At 68.1% G+C, this 15,808-nt stretch carries 15 protein-coding genes; 4 read left to right on the top strand and 11 right to left on the bottom strand.

Annotation, left to right across the window (positions count from 1 at the left end; translation table 11 throughout):
• Positions 1-28: 28 nt before the first annotated feature.
• The 6 genes from Q9K01_RS00225 to Q9K01_RS00200 all read right to left on the bottom strand — a co-directional run bounded on the left by Q9K01_RS00225 (position 29) and on the right by Q9K01_RS00200 (position 5,778).
• A complete protein-coding gene (locus Q9K01_RS00225; RefSeq protein ID WP_305928205.1) occupies positions 29-832 on the bottom strand; it encodes a head GIN domain-containing protein in 804 nt (267 codons plus the stop codon).
• A 181-nt stretch (positions 833-1,013) separates the two neighbouring features.
• Positions 1,014-1,550 (bottom strand): CarD family transcriptional regulator, encoded by a 537-nt coding sequence (locus tag Q9K01_RS00220; RefSeq protein WP_305928204.1) that lies wholly within the window; start codon positions 1,548-1,550, stop codon positions 1,014-1,016.
• A 244-nt stretch (positions 1,551-1,794) separates the two neighbouring features.
• Positions 1,795-2,589, bottom strand: a complete 795-nt coding sequence (locus Q9K01_RS00215) for a YihY/virulence factor BrkB family protein (RefSeq protein ID WP_305928203.1) — start codon at positions 2,587-2,589, stop codon at positions 1,795-1,797.
• 14 nt (positions 2,590-2,603) lie between these two features.
• Complete coding sequence (gene fdxA / locus Q9K01_RS00210; protein ID WP_305928202.1) at positions 2,604-2,942, bottom strand: ferredoxin FdxA; 339 nt, start codon at positions 2,940-2,942, stop codon at positions 2,604-2,606.
• Positions 2,939-3,250: an RNA-binding S4 domain-containing protein gene (locus Q9K01_RS00205; protein WP_305928201.1), complete on the bottom strand. Its 312-nt coding sequence runs from the start codon at positions 3,248-3,250 to the stop codon at positions 2,939-2,941. The genes fdxA and Q9K01_RS00205 overlap by 4 nt, the downstream gene beginning before the upstream one ends.
• A complete protein-coding gene (locus Q9K01_RS00200) occupies positions 3,250-5,778 on the bottom strand; it encodes a helicase-related protein (RefSeq protein ID WP_422785265.1) in 2,529 nt (842 codons plus the stop codon). The genes Q9K01_RS00205 and Q9K01_RS00200 overlap by 1 nt, the downstream gene beginning before the upstream one ends.
• A 208-nt stretch (positions 5,779-5,986) precedes the next feature.
• Here Q9K01_RS00200 and Q9K01_RS00195 point away from each other — a divergent pair, with 208 nt between their 5' ends.
• The 4 genes from Q9K01_RS00195 (at position 5,987) to Q9K01_RS00180 (ending at position 9,983) form a co-directional block, all read left to right on the top strand.
• The gene (locus Q9K01_RS00195) at positions 5,987-7,606 is read left to right on the top strand and encodes a M23 family metallopeptidase (protein ID WP_305928200.1); all 1,620 of its coding nucleotides are present in this window, start codon (positions 5,987-5,989) and stop codon (positions 7,604-7,606) included.
• Positions 7,607-7,705: 99 nt separating this feature from the next.
• On the top strand, positions 7,706-8,701 hold the full coding sequence (hemB, locus tag Q9K01_RS00190) for a porphobilinogen synthase (RefSeq protein WP_305928199.1): 996 nt from the start codon (positions 7,706-7,708) through the stop codon (positions 8,699-8,701).
• A complete protein-coding gene (locus Q9K01_RS00185) occupies positions 8,694-9,275 on the top strand; it encodes a GNAT family N-acetyltransferase (RefSeq protein WP_305928198.1) in 582 nt (193 codons plus the stop codon). Before hemB ends, Q9K01_RS00185 begins: the two co-directional genes overlap by 8 nt.
• A gap of 138 nt (positions 9,276-9,413) precedes the next feature.
• Complete coding sequence (locus tag Q9K01_RS00180; RefSeq protein ID WP_305928197.1) at positions 9,414-9,983, top strand: gamma carbonic anhydrase family protein; 570 nt, start codon at positions 9,414-9,416, stop codon at positions 9,981-9,983.
• A 25-nt stretch (positions 9,984-10,008) separates the two neighbouring features.
• On the opposite strand, the gene Q9K01_RS00175 is transcribed toward Q9K01_RS00180, so the two are convergent.
• Genes Q9K01_RS00175 through Q9K01_RS00155 form a run of 5 tightly spaced genes read right to left on the bottom strand, consistent with a single transcriptional unit; the run spans position 10,009 to position 15,799 of the window.
• Positions 10,009-10,662 (bottom strand): YoaK family protein, encoded by a 654-nt coding sequence (locus tag Q9K01_RS00175; RefSeq protein WP_305928196.1) that lies wholly within the window; start codon positions 10,660-10,662, stop codon positions 10,009-10,011.
• A gap of 30 nt (positions 10,663-10,692) precedes the next feature.
• On the bottom strand, positions 10,693-12,312 hold the full coding sequence (locus Q9K01_RS00170) for a cisplatin damage response ATP-dependent DNA ligase (protein ID WP_305928195.1): 1,620 nt from the start codon (positions 12,310-12,312) through the stop codon (positions 10,693-10,695).
• A 15-nt stretch (positions 12,313-12,327) separates the two neighbouring features.
• Positions 12,328-13,332 carry a ligase-associated DNA damage response exonuclease gene (locus Q9K01_RS00165; RefSeq protein WP_305928194.1) on the bottom strand — a complete coding sequence of 335 codons (1,005 nt, stop codon included), beginning with the start codon at positions 13,330-13,332 and terminating at the stop codon, positions 12,328-12,330.
• Positions 13,333-13,388: 56 nt separating this feature from the next.
• Complete coding sequence (locus Q9K01_RS00160) at positions 13,389-14,885, bottom strand: ABC transporter permease (protein WP_305928193.1); 1,497 nt, start codon at positions 14,883-14,885, stop codon at positions 13,389-13,391.
• Positions 14,882-15,799, bottom strand: a complete 918-nt coding sequence (locus tag Q9K01_RS00155; protein ID WP_305928192.1) for an ABC transporter ATP-binding protein — start codon at positions 15,797-15,799, stop codon at positions 14,882-14,884. The genes Q9K01_RS00160 and Q9K01_RS00155 overlap by 4 nt, the downstream gene beginning before the upstream one ends.
• Between the last annotated feature and the right edge of the window lie 9 nt (positions 15,800-15,808).

Here is a 15,808-nt window from a genome sequence, read left to right as displayed (position 1 = left end):
CCGGTTGCGCAGTCGTGAATCGTCTGGGTCAGTTTTCGCCTTCGCTCCAATCGCCGGTGCCCGCCGATTGCTCGCCGCGGGCTGCGGTGGTGGATGAGGCTTCGCGGCAATGGAGCTTGCCCGAGCCAACCGCGCTGATGCTGCAGGTCGCGCGTCCGATCACGGTCACCTCGCCCGAACCGACGATGCTGGCCTCGACCTTGCCATCGGAGGCGAACTGGGCCGCGCCCGATCCGGCGATGGTCACATCGGCGCTGCCGACCGTCAACTCGGCCATGTCGGAGCGCCCCGAGCCGACGATCGACAGGTCGAGCGCATCGGCGCTGCCGCTTGCCTCGTAGGCGCCCGACCCGGCCACGGTCATGGAGAAGTTGGTCGCCTGCACCTGTGCGGTGCGCACCGTGCCCGAGCCCGCAATGGTGACATCAGCGTCGCCGCTCAGCGAGGCGGCCTCGACGGTTCCCGAGCCGGCCAGCACGATCGAGCTGAGCGAGGGCATGGTGACGCGGACGGTCGCGCGCCCGCCGACATTGCGCAGATCCTTCTCGCGCATCACGCCGAGCGTCCCGTCGTCGATGGTGAAGCGCATGGCCTCGACGGCTTCGGGATCGCCGGTGACCGCGATATCGAGCGCCGGTCCCTCCGACACGATCAGAGTGTCGGGGCTGGCCAGGACCACGCCGGTGGGTGCTTCGCCGCCAGTGTCGAGTTCGGCCAGCGGCACACCGTCGCCGGCGCCGAAATTGATCTCCGCGCCATTGCAGCTTGCAACCGCGGCGCCCATCGCCATCGCCACCACCGGGGCCACCCGTTTGAAGAATCCGTGCAACATAAAACCTCCCGCTGCGGCGCTTTGCACCGCTATAGCTCAGTCCGTATTGCCGATATAATACAGCAGGAGGGCGGGTTCAAGCCGTAAACCGCGCGGCTTCCCTCGAGCCGGTGCCGGACAGCAAAAGGGGGCCGCCCGGACAGGCGACCCCCTCGATGCTTTGCAATACCGAAGCGGCGGGTTACGCTTCTTCGTCGGTGCCGTAATATTGCGGCGCGTGCTCGCGCAGCACCTCGAGGATCTTCTCGAGCGCCGCGGGCTCGTCGGTCTTTTCCATCGCGGCGAGTTCGCGGGCGAGGCGGCTCGAGGCGGCCTCGAAGATCTGCCGTTCGGAATAGCTCTGCTCGGGCTGGTCCTCGGGGCGGAACAGGTCGCGCGTCACTTCGGCGATCGACACCAGGTCGCCCGAATTGATCTTGGCTTCGTATTCCTGCGCGCGGCGGCTCCACATGGTGCGCTTGACCTTGGGCTTGGCCTTGAGCGTCTCCATCGCTTCCTTGAGCGTCTTGTCGCTCGACAGCTTGCGCATGCCGATCGATTCGACCTTGTTGACCGGAACGCGCAGCGTCATGCGTTCCTTTTCGAAGCGCAGCACATAGAGTTCGAGCTGCATCCCGGCGATTTCCTCGCTTTGCAACTCGATCACACGGCCAACGCCGTGCTTGGGGTAGACAACGTAGTCGCCAACGTCGAAGACATCATCGGCTTTGCTAGCCATGCACAGATCCTTTCATCCCGGGCAGGTGGTCCGGGGAAAGCGACATTGCGAAAACGGCTTTTGCTGCGGATCGAACGAGCCGCAGACCTGAACCGTGAAACGACGCTTTGGGGTGTCCTGCCCTTTCAGTGTTTCGCACCTGGCGGGAGCATGCCGTCAGGGTTGTTGCATTATATAGCACATGATACGCAATATTGCGAGTCCGTGAAATGCCGTGTCTTCAGGGCTTTGCGGGCGGACGTCTCTAGGTCGCTTCGCGATTGCGGACCGCAGCGAACTCGGCACCCAGCAGCAGGAAGAAGGCGCTGAGGTAGAACCAGGTGATCAGAATGATCACCCCGCCCAGCGAACCATAGGTCGCGTTGTAGCTGGCGAAATTCGCGGCGTAGATCCCGAACCCCGCCGTGGCGACGATCCACAGGACCGCGAACAGCGCCGCTGCGGGCCAGATCGCCTGCCATTCCGGGCCGGGCTTGTTGGGCCCGACGCGGTAGAGCAGGCCGACACCCAGCGTCGCGAAGCCGAACAGCACGACGAGCCCGATCACAGCGCCCGCGGGCCCGGGGATCGCGCTCAGGGCAGCCACCACGCCGCCCATGACCGCCAGACCGACCACCGCTCCCACGGTGATCGCGACGGCGACCAGATTGCCGCGCAGGAAACTGCGCGCGTTCTCGGCGTGGAAGGCGATGTTGAGCCCGGTCATGACCGCGCGCGCGCCGTTGCGCGCGCCGAACAGCGCAATCCCGAGCGCGACCAGCAGGCTGAGGATCTTGCCTGTCTCGCCATCCTCGCTCATCCGGCGCAACTGCTCGCCGATGATATCGGCGGCTGAAGCCGGCAGGTTTTGCGCCAGCAAGGAAATATGGCGCGAAACGGTCTCGGGGTCGGCGATCAGGCCGTAGCCGAGCACGGTGACCGCCAGCAGCGGCACCAGCGCGAGCAGCACGTAATAGGCGATCCCGGCGGCGATGATGCCGATATTGTCGTCGCTACCCGCCGCCCACGCGGCTTTGATATGGTCGAAATGGGAGGCCATCGGGAAAGCTCGGATCAGTCGCCCTCGCCCGGTTCTGGGGTGAAGTATTTCTCGAACTTGCCCTCTTCGCCCTTGTGCTCGTCGGCATCCTCTGGGGGTGCCTTCTGGCTGGTGATATTGGGCCAGTCTGCGGAGAATTTGGTGTTGAGCTCGAGCCATTGTTCGAGCCCGCCCTCGGTGTCGGGCAGGATCGCCTCGGCCGGGCACTCGGGCTCGCAGACGCCGCAATCGATGCATTCGCTGGGATTGATCACCAGCATCGTCTCGCCCTCGTAGAAGCAATCCACCGGGCAGACCTCGACGCAATCGGTGTATTTGCATTTGATGCAGGCGTCGGTGACGACGTAGGTCATGGGTCGGCGTGTCCTCGTGGCGATGGTGTCTGTGCCGCTGCTAGGTCGGTTTGGCCGTTCGGGTCAAGCATCCGGTAGCAGGCTCGCGCCTCCGCGGGCGGACCGCGGCGGGTCGGCAGCGCGAGCAGTTCGACCAGCCGCACCTGGCTGCCGAGCGGGATGGTGAGCACGTCGCCCGGTGCCATCGGCTGGCTTGCGCGCATGATCCGTTCGCCATTGCGGCGCAGCTGGCCGCTGCCGACGATCCCGGCCGCCAGGCTGCGCGACCGCGCGAAGCGAAGAAAATAGAGCAGCCGGTCGATCCGCATCAGCGCATGAGCTTGGCGAGCCCGGCGAAGGCATTGCCTTCGACCGGCTGCGCGGGTGGGGCTCGCTCGGGCTTGCGCCGCGCCGGTCGCCAGCTCCAGCGGTGCGGGCGCGGCGGGCCAAAGGCGCCTTCGGCGAGCGGTCGCGCGTGCTCGACGCGGAAGCCCGCCTGTCCCAGCAGCCGCTCGGCATTGGCCTGTTCCAGCCCGATCGATACCGGCAGCGCCAGATCGAGGACGAATTTGCCGCGGCGCTCGGTCCCTTGCGCCTTGGCGCGGGTCTCGTGCGCGGCGCGGAAGATCTTCTCGGCCAGATCGACGCGGATCGCCTGGCTGCCTGCGGGGCGATAGCCTGCGGGCAGTTTGCGGCCTCCGGCGATCACCGGGAGCATCGCGGGTTCGAGCGGGCGCCGATCGAGCCCGAGCGCCGCGAGCAATTGGCGCGGGGCGGGCTTGAGCAATGCGGGTGCAAAGATGTCGAGCGCACCGAAAGTCACCCCGATCCGCCGCAGGAAGGGCCGCATTTCCTTGGGCAGATGCTCGATTCCCGCCTGTTCGCGGCTGACGAAACCGTGGCCGGCGACGAGAGTGAGCAGCAAGGCGCGCGCCTCGGACCCCGCCTCGGGGTCGCGCGCTGCCTGCTGGAGTTTCGCCAGCGGCTCGAGCACCGCCAGTCTGGCCTCGAGCCACCGCTCGAGCGCCGTCAACAACGCGGTGCGGCTGGAAGGCGGCAGCGCCCCGACCTCGCGCGAGGGTTCGAGCGCAGGGCTTACGGACCCGTCGCGGATCGCCACCTTGGCGAGCACCTGCTCGCCCCAGCGCACCTCCCCGCGCGCCAGAGTCACGTCGGTCGGACCACCGGCCGGTGCCTCCTGCGACAACGCCTTCGCCAGTTCCTCGGCCCGCTCCCCCAGCAGCCGCGGCAGCGCCTTTTCGGCGGCGGCGAGCAACATCTTGCGATCGGCATGACCCGCGGCGTGATCGACGACGAAGCGCAGGCCCTCGACCCGGCCGATCGGCTCTTCCTCGACCCGTACGGTGCCGTCGGTGTCGATCGCGATCGGGAGCATTGCGGGATCTTCTCCCAGGGATTTCATCAGCAGTGCGGTCCTTCGGTTGACAAAACGTTCGGTGAGGCGGGCGTGCAACGCATCCGACAAGCGGGCTTCCACCGCGCGGGCACGGGCGGCCATTTCGTCGCGCGCCAGCACCCAGTCCGGGCGCTGGCAGATATAGGCCCAGCTGCGAATCGCGGCGATGCGGCCCTGCAGCGTATCGATGTCCCCCGCCATATTGTCGAGTTCGGAGATTCGCGCCGCCACGAAGTCCGCGCCGAGATAGCCGCCGCGCAAATCTTCCCACAACCGCGCCACGAAACGCGCGTGAACATCGGGGCCGCGCTGGCGGAAGTCCGGGAGCGAGCAGGCCTCCCAGAACCGCCGTACCTGACCCGCGCCGCGGATCTGCGCCGCCAGCGGCTCGTCGGCCAGCCGCTTGAGCGTGGCCAGATCGATCGCCTCGGGGGCGAGCCGCAGCGCCTCGTGCGCGGGAGGGGTCTCGAGATCGGCGATCAGCGCGGCGATCGTATCGAAACGCGGCTCGGGCTCGCGCCAGAAGAGCTTGGTCAGCGGGGCGAAGCGATGCTCCTCGATCGCATAGATCTCCTCCTCGCTGAACTCGGGCGAAGCCGCGCCGCTGACGCCGCCACTCAGCGTCCCGAAGGTCCCGTCGCGCTGGTGGCGCCCCGCGCGACCCGCGATCTGCGCCATCTCGGCGGGGACCAGCCGTCGCGTGCGCACCCCGTCGAATTTGGTCAGTCCGGCGAAGGCGACATGCGTCACATCGAGATTGAGTCCCATGCCGATCGCATCGGTGGCGACGATGTAATCGACCTCGCCGTTCTGGAACAAGGCGACCTGCTTGTTGCGCGTCTCGGGGCTGAGCGCCCCCATCACCACCGCCGCGCCGCCGCGAAACCGCCGCAGCATCTCGGCCACGGCGTAGACCTGCTCGGAACTGAAGGCGACGATCGCGCTGCGCGGGGGAAGCCGCGAGAGCTTGCGCGGCCCGATGTGCTTGAGCGTCGAGAAGCGCGGGCGCTGAGTGATTTCCGCCTCGGGAACCAGTTGGCGCACCAGCGGCGCGAGCGTCGCCGCGCCCAGCAGCATCGTCTCCTCGCGGCCGCGGGCGTTGAGCAGCCGGTCGGTGAACAGATGGCCGCGCTCGCGATCGGCGGCAAGCTGCGCCTCGTCGAGCGCGACGAAGGCGCGGTTGCCGCCGTCGCGCGGCATCGCCTCGACCGTGCAGCACAGATATTTGGCGCCCGCCGGTTCGATCCGCTGCTCGCCGGTGATCAGCGCGACATTGGCCTCGCCCTTGAGCGCGCAGACCCGGTCGTAGACCTCGCGCGCCAGCAAGCGCAGCGGGAACCCGATCGCGCCGCTCGAATGGCCGCACATCCGCTCGATCGCCAGGTGGGTCTTGCCGGTATTGGTGGGCCCCAGGACCGCCGTGATCGCGTGATCGTTCACGCCCGTGTGATGACAGCGCAGGCGCTGCACGACAACCGTTCAGCGCTCATCCGCCGCGCCTCGTCGCTCAAGGGAGTCGAGTCGCCGCGATTTAAACCGGCCTTAACTTTAATCCGCCAGAAAACTCGGCCAGGGCCCGCTGCGAAGAATCGCGCAAAGGGTCGGGTCGCGCCTCCCATGATGCGGCGACCAAAGCGGAGGCACTCGCGTGTACACATCCCCCGAGGACCAAGACCGGAGCGCTGCCGGCTCGGGCACCGGTGACGGTGCCGGCGGCAGGGGGCTGCCCACGGCGCGCCTGGCGCATGATCAGATCGTTCGAGTGTTCGGCGACAAGCCTGCGGAACCGGCTCCTCCAGCGTCCAGCGCGCCAAAGCTTCGCTTCGAGCTGGCGAGGGATATGGGCCGCGATATCGGCAGTCGCCGCTGGTTCGGCGGGCTCGGGACCTTCGTCGGGCTGACCGCCGTGGCGCTGGCTTTCTGGCCCAGCTACGCTCCGCTCGAGGCGGCGTTGCCGACGCAGATCGAAGCCGCCAATGTCGACGAATATCGCAGCCAGATCATCATGCCGCTGGCACTGGGCAGCGACACCGGCCGACGGATGGGCCCGACCGCGCTGGTCCGCCCGCTCGCCGCCGCACCCGAGCGCCCGCAAATCCAGATGGTGGCGACGCTCGCACGCGGCGACAGCTTCGACCGGATGCTGCTGCGCGCCGGTTTGGGCCGCGAGGATGCCGCGCGCGTGGCGGCGCTGGTGGGCAGTGCCATGCCGATCGAGGAGATCGAGCCCGGCACCAAGGTCGATATCACGCTCGGTCGCCGCGCCAGCGCGAGCGCGCCGCGCCCGCTCGACCAACTGCAGTTCCGGGCGCGTTTCGATCTCGAGCTGGCGCTTGCCCGTGGGCCGGGCGGCGGACTGTCGCTCGAGCGCAAGCTCATCCGGGTCGACGATACCCCGCTCAGGATCCGGGGCCGCGTCGGCAGCAGCCTCTATCGCTCCGCTCGGGCGGCAGGCGCCCCCGCCAGCGCGGTGCAGGCCTATCTCAAGGCGCTCGGCGAGCATGTGGACATGGATCGCGCCATTGCTGCGGACGACACGTTCGATCTGATCGTCGCGCATCGCCGCGCCGCGACCGGAGAGCGCCAGGCCGGGCAATTGCTCTTCGCGGGGCTCGAAAGCGACGACAAGCCGCGCGCGCAATTGATGCGCTGGGGCGAGAAGGGCGAGTTCTTCGAGGCCTCGGGCGTGGGTGAGCAACGCAGCGGACTGGTCGCGCCGGTGCCCGGGCGAATGAGTTCCAGCTATGGCATGCGCCGCCACCCGATCCTGGGCTATCGCCGGATGCACTCCGGGGTCGATTTCCGCGCTCGCCACGGCACCCCGATCGTCGCAGTCACAGATGGCCGGGTGACCGGCGCAGGGCGCATGGGCGGCTGCGGCAATGCGGTCCGATTGAGGCATGGTGGCGGCCTCGACACCCGCTATTGCCACATGAGCCGGATCGCGGTGCAAAACGGGCAGAGCGTGCGGCGCGGACAGGTGATCGGCTATGTCGGTTCGACCGGGCTCTCGACCGGTGCGCATCTGCATTACGAAATGTACCGCGGCGGGCGCTCGATCGACCCTGCCGGCGTATCTTTCGTCACCCGCGCGCAGCTCAGCGGGGATGATTTGCGCGCGTTCCGCGCCGCGCTGGCCAAGCTCAAGACGGTTGAGGCGGGCGAAGCGCTGGCCAAGCTCGACCAGACCGAGGCTGAACGTGCAGCGCGCGAACCGCTGCGCGAGATCGACCGACTCGATCTCAAGCGCTCCGAGCCACTGTCCTAGAGCAACGCGACCGGACGATCGAAGACCGAGCGATTCGGGGCCCGGCGATTGAAGGGCCCGGCGATTGAAAGGTCCGGTGCTTTGCGGCAAAGGTCGGCCATGGACGCCAGCTACCCTCACCTTCGCCTGCGCCGCACCCGTTCGAGCGGCTGGAGCCGCGCGCTGCACCGCGAGACCCGTCTCGCACCGAGCGATCTGGTCTGGCCACTGTTCGTCACCGGGGGCAAGGGGGTGGAAGAACCCATCGCCAGCCTGCCCGGTGTGTCGCGCTGGTCGGTCGAGGGGATCGCCGAACGCGCGCGCGAGGCGGTCGCGCTGGGCATTCCCTGCATCGCGCTGTTCCCCAACACGCCGGGCGACCGCCGCAGCGACAATGGCGAGGAAGCGTTCAACCCCGACAATCTGATGTGCCGCGCGATCAAATCGGTCCGCGACGCCTGCGGATCGGATATCGGGATCCTCACCGATGTCGCGCTCGATCCCTACACCAGCCACGGCCAGGACGGCCTGCTGGATCCGCAGGGCTATGTGGCCAATGACGACACGGTGGCGGTGCTGGTCGATCAGGCGCTCAACCAGGCTGCTGCCGGAGCGGACATCGTCGCCCCGTCCGACATGATGGACGGGCGCGTGCGCGCGATCCGCATGGCGCTGGAGATGGCCGGGCACCACAACGTCCAGATCATGTCCTATGCCGCCAAATACGCGTCCGCCTTCTACGGCCCGTTTCGCGATGCGGTGGGCTCGGGCGGGCTGCTCAAGGGCGACAAGAAGAGCTATCAGATGGACCCGGCCAACGCCGAGGAGGCGCTGCGCGAGGTCGCGCTCGACATCGCCGAAGGGGCCGACAGCGTGATGGTCAAGCCGGGTCTCGCCTATCTCGATGTGATCTGGCGGGTGAAGGAACGCTTCGGCGTACCGGTGTTCGCCTATCAGGTGAGCGGCGAATACGCGCTGATCGAAGCGGGCGCGGCGGCGGGGGTGGGCGACCGCGACGCGCTGATGATGGAGAAGCTGATCGCGTTCAAGCGCGCGGGCTGCACCGGCATCCTCACCTATCACGCAGCCGTGGCGGCACGCCTCCTCAATGGCTGACGCGGCTGGCGAAACCGTCGCCGAGACCGAGCGGCTGATCCTGCGCGACTGGCGCGATGGCGACTGGGCGCCGTTCTGGACGGGGACCAACACGCCTGCGGTCATGCGTTGGCTCGGCGGGGTAGCGGATGCCGAAAAGCGGCAGGGCGCGCAGGACCGCCTCACATCCTACCGCAGTGAGCACGGCCACACCTTCTGGGTGGTGGAGCGCATCGAGGACGGTGCATTGCTCGGCTTTTGCGGATTGAAGCGGAGCAATCAGGAAGGCGGGCCGATCGGGGCGATGGAGATCGGCTGGCGCTTGCGCGAGGATGCCTGGGGGCAGGGCTACGCCAGGGAAGCCGCTGCGGCTTCGCTCGACCTCGCCTTCGACCGCTTCGGCGCGCAGGAGGTCATTGCGCTCACGGTGGCGGGGAACACGGCGAGTTGGGGCCTGATGGAGCGCCTCGGCATGAGGCGGCGCGAGGATCTCGATTTCGACAATGCCGAATTCGATCCCGACAGCGGCCGGATCATCGTCTATTCGATCGCCCGCGACGCGTGGCAGGCGGAGCGGAACGGCACGGGCGCCTGACATCGTGCGCTTCGGGTGCCATCGGGCGCCGCAATCTGTCGTGGCACCACCTGCCGCCCCCGGCACAGAACTTGTGGAGCGACCATTTCGCGTCCATTCTGCCCTCAATCCAATGGCAGAACATCCTGGGAAAACGACATGAGCATCCACCGGCCCGGCGTCCGCATCGTTCCGATCCACGGCAAGACCCCCAAGATCCACGAGAGCGTCTTCATCGCGCCGGGCTGCACCATCATCGGCGATGTCGAGATCGGCGAGGGCAGCTCGGTCTGGTACAATTGCGTGCTGCGCGCCGATGTCTTCACCATCCGGATCGGCGAGCGGACCAATGTCCAGGACGGCAGCGTGCTGCATTGCGACCCGCCGCGCCCGGGCGACCCCGAGGGCTCGCCGCTCGAGATCGGCAGCGACGTGCTGATCGGCCATATGGCGATGTGCCATGGCTGCGTGATCGAGGATCGCGGCTTCGTGGGCCTCGGCGCCATAGCGATGAACAAATCGGTGATCGGCAGCGACGCCATGCTGGCAGCCGGCGCGATGCTGACCGAAGGCAAGGTGATGGAACCGCGCTCGCTCTGGGCAGGGCGTCCGGCCAAGCCGATGAAGGAGCTGACCGATGCCGCGATCATGGGGATGCGCGCGGGGGTGATGCATTACGCCGAGAACGCTAAGCATCATGCCGAGGCTTTGGCGAACGCGCCGGCCTGACGAGGCGGGCCTTGCAGGAGCGCGCTCAGCCCTCGATAAGCGGGCTTCCTCGCTCGATCCGGAAGGCCGCACCGCATAGCAGCACGGCTGCGGCAAATGCCGTCGCTGCGGCAATCCGCGGTTCTTGGGAGGACAGCCATCCGCCCAGCGCCGCGCCCGCAGCCAGGGTTGCCCATAGCATCCCGTAACCGCGCGTGGCCGGCCGTGCCTCGCCGACCAGGCGCGCCGCCAGCCCCTGGCCGAACTTGACCAGCGCGCCGGTCATGTAGGTCACGCCGACCGTCACTTCGCCGTCGCGCGAGAACACATTGTTGGCGAGCCCCATTGCGATTGCGGCGAACACGAGAAAGGGCCATTCGCCGCCCGCCCAGAGGCTTGCGGCGGCAAGCCCGAGCATCGCCGCGACCAGCCCCAGCAGGGCCCGCTTGTGCCAGCCGCGCGCGCGCCGGAGGACGAGCGCTCCGGCGATCACCCCGCCGAGGAAACACCCGATCAACGCCAGCGGCACTGCCGCCATCGCCGGCGCCGAGGCGAGGTCCACGCCCATCCGGGTCGTGTTGCCCGACATGAAGGAGGTGAAATAGCCCCCCGCCACCACGAAACCGGTGGCATCGACCAGCCCGGCCAGACCGGCAAGGCCGATGGCCAGTCGCTGGCGCGCGGGATCGTAGCGGTGCATCGGCCGACCATGCGCCCCGCGCCGGGAAACTCAATCCCTGATCAGCGCCTCCAGCGCCGCGATCCGGTCAGCCTCGTGCGCGGGCTTGTCCCAGCGGATGCGGTGGATCCGCGGGAAGCGCATCGCGAGGCCGGATTTGTGGCGCTTGCTGGCATGGACGCTGTCGAAGGCGACCTCGAACACCAGACTCTTGTCGGTCTCGCGCACCGGGCCGAAGCGGTTGACCGTGTTGCTGCGGACGTGGCGGTCGAGCTTCTTCAATTCATCGTCGGTGAAACCCGAATAGGCCTTGCCCACCGGGAGCAGTTCGGCGCCGCCATCCGGGTCGCCCGCCCAGCAGCCGAAGGTGTAGTCCGAATAGAAGCTCGAGCGCTTGCCGCTGCCGCGCTGGGCATACATCAGCACGCAATCGACCAGCAGCGGGTCGCGCTTCCACTTGTACCACAGACCCGTGCGGCGCCCGGCGATATAGGGGCTGTCGCGGCGCTTGAGCATCAGCCCCTCGATCGCCTCCTCGCGGCTGCCCTCGCGGATCTGCGCCAGATGGTCGAAATCGGTTGCCTCGACGACCTTGCTCAGATCGAAATGGCTGGTCGGCAGGCGCGGCATCAGCGCCTCGAGCCGCGCGCGGCGTTCGCTCCAGGGCAGCGGGCGCCAGTCCTCGCCCTCGACCAGCAGCGCATCGTAGAGCCGCACGAAGGCGGGCGCCTCGGCAAGCATTGTCTTGCTCACCGTCTTGCGTCCGAGCCGCTGCTGGAGCGCGTTGAAGCTCGCCGCGCCGCCCTGCGTGCGCTCGTTCTGTTCGCCGCCCTGCGCCGAGCCGCGCACCAGCAGTTCGCCATCGAGCACCGCGGCAAAGGGCAGCGCATCGAGCAGCTCGGGGAAGGTGGCGGAAATGTCGTCGCCCGAGCGCGAGAACAGCCGCGTCTGCGCCGCATCGCCCTGACCTGCGCGCACCAGCTGGACGCGGATGCCGTCCCATTTCCACTCGGCGGCGTAATCGGCGAGATCGACGGTGCCGTCCTCGAGCGGATGCGCGAGCATGAAGGGGCGGAAGGTGGGCAGATTGGCGATATCGGGGGCGGGCTCGCCCTGCGCGGCCCAGGCGAACAGCTCGGCGTAGGGCGCATCGAGCCCGTGCCAATATTCCTCGACCTCGTCGATCGGCACTTCGAAAGCCTGCGCGAAGGCGGTTTTCGCCAGCCGGCTGGAAATCCCGATCCGCATCCCTCCGGTGGCGAGCTTGAGCAGCGCGTAGCGCCCATCGGCGTCGAGCCGGTCGAGCAGCCGCGGCAGCTCGGTGAGCACGCTCTTGCGGTTCATCGCACTCAGCAGCTCGACCGCCTCGCTGACGCCGGGAGGCGAGGGGGCCGCCTCGGGTGCGGGCCACAGCAGGCTGGCGGTCTCGGCGGTGTCGCCGACGAAATCGCGGCTCAGCGTCCACAGCACCGGATCGACGCGTTCTTTCAGCAGCGCGCGGATCGTGCCCGATTTGACCGCCGGAAAGTCGAGCCCGTCGGCCAGCGCCGTCAGCGCCCAGCCGCGATCGGGATCGGGGGTGGCGCGCAGGTATTCGGCGATCAGCCGCAGCTTCTCGTTGCGGCTGCGGGTGTAGACCAGCGCGTCGATGAGGGCGGCGAAGGCTTCCATCAGTGCGGCCTCACCTCAATCATCCTCGTCCTCATACCCCACCAGCGCCAGCGCGCGGGCGCGGCGCTGGTGGAGCTGGCACCAGCGCAGCAGCGCGTCCTCGCGGCCGTGGGTGATCCAGTTCTCCTGCGCATCGACCTCCTCGATCGTGCGGGTCAGCTCGCCCCAATCGGCATGGTCGGAGATCACCAGCGGCAGTTCGACATTGCGCTGGCGGGCGCGCTGGCGGACCCGCATCCAGCCTGACGCCATGGCGGTAATCGGCTCAGGCAGACGGCGGCTCCAGCGATCGTTGAGCGCCGAGGGCGGGCAGATCACGATGCTCCCGCGCATCTCGTCCTTGGTGTGATCCGCGACCAGCCGCAATTCGCCCAGGCTCACACCGTGCTCCTCGTAGAGCCGGCACATCCGCTCCATCGCGCCGTGGAGATAGATCGGCTCGTGATGCCCCGCGGCGCGCAATTCGGCGATCACCCGCTGCGCCTTGCCCAGCGCATAGGCGCCGACCAGCACGCAGCGCTCCGGGTGCGCGGCGAGCCGGTCGAGCAGCTTGCGCATCTCCTCGGCGATCGGCGGATGGCAGAACACCGGCAGGCCGAAGGTCGCCTCGGTGATGAAGATGTCGCATTTCGTCACTTCGAAGGGCGGGCAGGTCGGATCGGCGCGGCGCTTGTAGTCGCCCGTCACCACCACCCGCTCGCCCGCATGCTCGAGCAGGATCTGCGCGCTGCCCAGCACGTGGCCCGCGGGGATATAGGCCGCATCGACCCCGCCGGGCAGGCGGATGGTCTCGCCATATTCGACCGGGGTCGCCCCTTCGCGGGTGTTGTAGCGCAGATCCATGATCGCCAGCGTCGCGGGGGTGGCGACGGTCTGGCCGTGACCGCCGCGCGCATGATCGGCGTGGCCATGCGTCACCAGCGCTCGGTCGACCGCTCGCGAGGGATCGATCCAGCAATCCGCAGGGCCGACATGGATCCCGTGCGGTTCGGGCCGGATCCAGGAAAAGGGCGCTGCCATCCCCTAGTCAAATCCGGGGAGGGGCGAGCGTTCCCGGGCAGCCCCCGACAAGCCCGCTATTCGGGCGCGGCGCGGAAGCGGTGGAGCAGCTGCTTCAGCCCCGGCTTCTGTCCCTGCGCCAGCAGGCTGGCGCGGAACAGGCGCCCGAGGAACACGATCTCGAGCGCCACGAAACCGGCGAGCAGCACGCCCGAACCGACGATTTCCCACATCTCGATCCCCGCTCCCAGCCGCGCCAGCACCGCGAACGGAGTCCACAGCGGGACCCAGGTGAGAAATTGCACCATGAATCCGGTCTGGCCCAGCACGATCGCCTGGATCAGGAAGGTGATCGGCAGCAGGATCGCCAGCAGGATCGGCATCAGATAGCCCTGCGCCTCGCTCATCGAATCCGCCAGCGCGCCGATCGCGACGAACAGGATCGAGATCGCGATATAGCCAGCGACGAAGAAATAGATCATCGCCAGAATGATCCCGGGCGAGGTCAGCGGCGCGAGTGCGGGGCGGATCATGTCGGCAATCGCGCCGTGGGTGGCGAAGGCGACCACTGCAGCGCAGCCGACCCAGACCAGAATCATCGAAAAGCCGACCGCCAGCGCGCCCAGCAGCTTGCCGTACATCAGCTCTTCGGGGCGAATGCAGGCGAGCAGCGATTCGAGCAGCTTGTTCGACCGCTCCTCCACCGACCCCTGCAGCATCCAGCTCCCCGACAGCATCAGGCTCATCATCAGGATATAGGCCAGCGCCAGCGGCACGATCGAGCGGATCAGCAGCGCCTCGCGCGCGCCGCCCCCGGGGGGCGGGGTGGTCACCGCGATCGCGGGCGCGGCCGACTGGATCGCCGTCGCCTCCTGCGGCGAGAGCCCGCGCTGCGTGAGCAGCCGCTGGCGCAGATCGCCGGTCAGGACATCCTGCAGCACGGTGACGAAACCGGTCGAGGGCTGTTCGTTGGACCACAGCCGGATGGTGGGATCGGCGGGGTAGTCGCGCCCGATCACCACCACCGTGGCCACCGCCTCGGCATCGGCTTCGTCAGCCTCGAGCAAGGTCTCGACCCGGGCGTCCATCTGTTCTTCGCTTGCGGAAACGAGCGGCTCGGGAGCGGCGGGAAACTCGTAGCGCGGCTCGGGTGGTTCGAAGCTGGCGATTTCCTCGGGCTTGACCGCATCGATCGCGGCGATCGCCGCCTCCATCCCGCCCTGCGCGCGGAATTCGGCGACATCGGCGGCGGTGTACCAGCGGTCGTGCTGCGCCCATGGTGCCTGCGGGTCGGCGCGCTCGAGCTCGTGGCGACGCACGTAGCGCGACAGCGCGTTCAAGCGCGACCGGTCCTCCTCGAATTCGAAGCGAGCGATAATCGCGTCGCGTGCGGCGCCACCCGAACGGTCGAGCACCACCACCCGGCTGGCATCGTCGTCGTCGAGCGCCTGGCCAAGGATCGGCCCCAGCGCCAGTGCCACCGGCACCAGCAGCAGCGTCAGCCAGAAGCTCTTCATCGCGGCGATCTGGCGGAATTCGCGTGCTGCCACGAGCAGGATGTTCGAGCGGTTCATGGCTGGACCTCCGCAGTACCGACGAGCGAGACGAAGACCTCGTGCAGGCTGGCGCGCCGCTCCTCGAAGCGGCGCAAGGGAACGCCTGAGCTGGTGCAGCGCTCGAGCACCTCGCCCGCCTGCGTGTCGGGTGCCAGGGTGATGGCCCATTCGTGCCATCCACCGTCCAGTTCTGCCGCGGGCTCGGCAAGCGCGACGCCCTCGACCGCGGCGATGCTGCGCGGCGCGATCGCGGTGATCCGCGCAGGCAGGGTGGCGCGCGCCTGATCGAGCGTACCCTCGAAGCGCTTGTGACCCTTGCGCAGCAGCAGCAGCCGGTCGCACAAGCGCTCGGCGTGCTGCATCACATGGGTGGAGAAGATCACCGCCGCGCCGCGTTCGGAGGCGCGCAGGATTTCATCCTCGAGCAGCCCCTGATTGACCGGGTCGAGGCCCGAGAAGGGCTCGTCGAGCATCAGCAGCTGCGGGCGGTTGACCAGCGCGGTGGCGAGCTGGACCTTTTGCGCCATGCCCTTGGACATATCGGAGATCTTGGCGGTGGCGCGGTCGGCGAGATCGAAGCGGGCGAGCAGTTCGAGCCCGTGGCTGCGCCCCTCGGCGGCAGCCATGCCCTTGAGCCGGGCGAAATAGACGATCGTGTCGATCGCGCTCATATGGCCGTAGAGCCCGCGTTCCTCGGGCAGGAAGCCGATCGCCGCGGTGTTGCGCTGGTCCGGCGCGTTGCCGAACACCGAAATCCGCCCCGAGCTGGGGCGAATGATGTCGAGCACCATTCGCAGCGTGGTGGTCTTTCCCGCGCCATTGCCGCCGAGGAAGCCGAAGATTTCCCCCGGCTCGACCGCAAAGCTCAGATCATCGACCGCAAGCACGTCGCCGAACCGTTTCGTAAGCCTCTCGACCTCGAGTATCGGCATATCGGCGAG

The sequence above is a fragment of the Qipengyuania benthica genome, assembly GCF_030717865.1.
GTDB classification, from domain to species: Bacteria; Pseudomonadota; Alphaproteobacteria; order Sphingomonadales; family Sphingomonadaceae; genus Qipengyuania; species Qipengyuania benthica.
The sequence above is the reverse complement of the archived record's forward strand: the minus strand, read 5'-3'. Positions and strand labels throughout refer to the sequence as shown.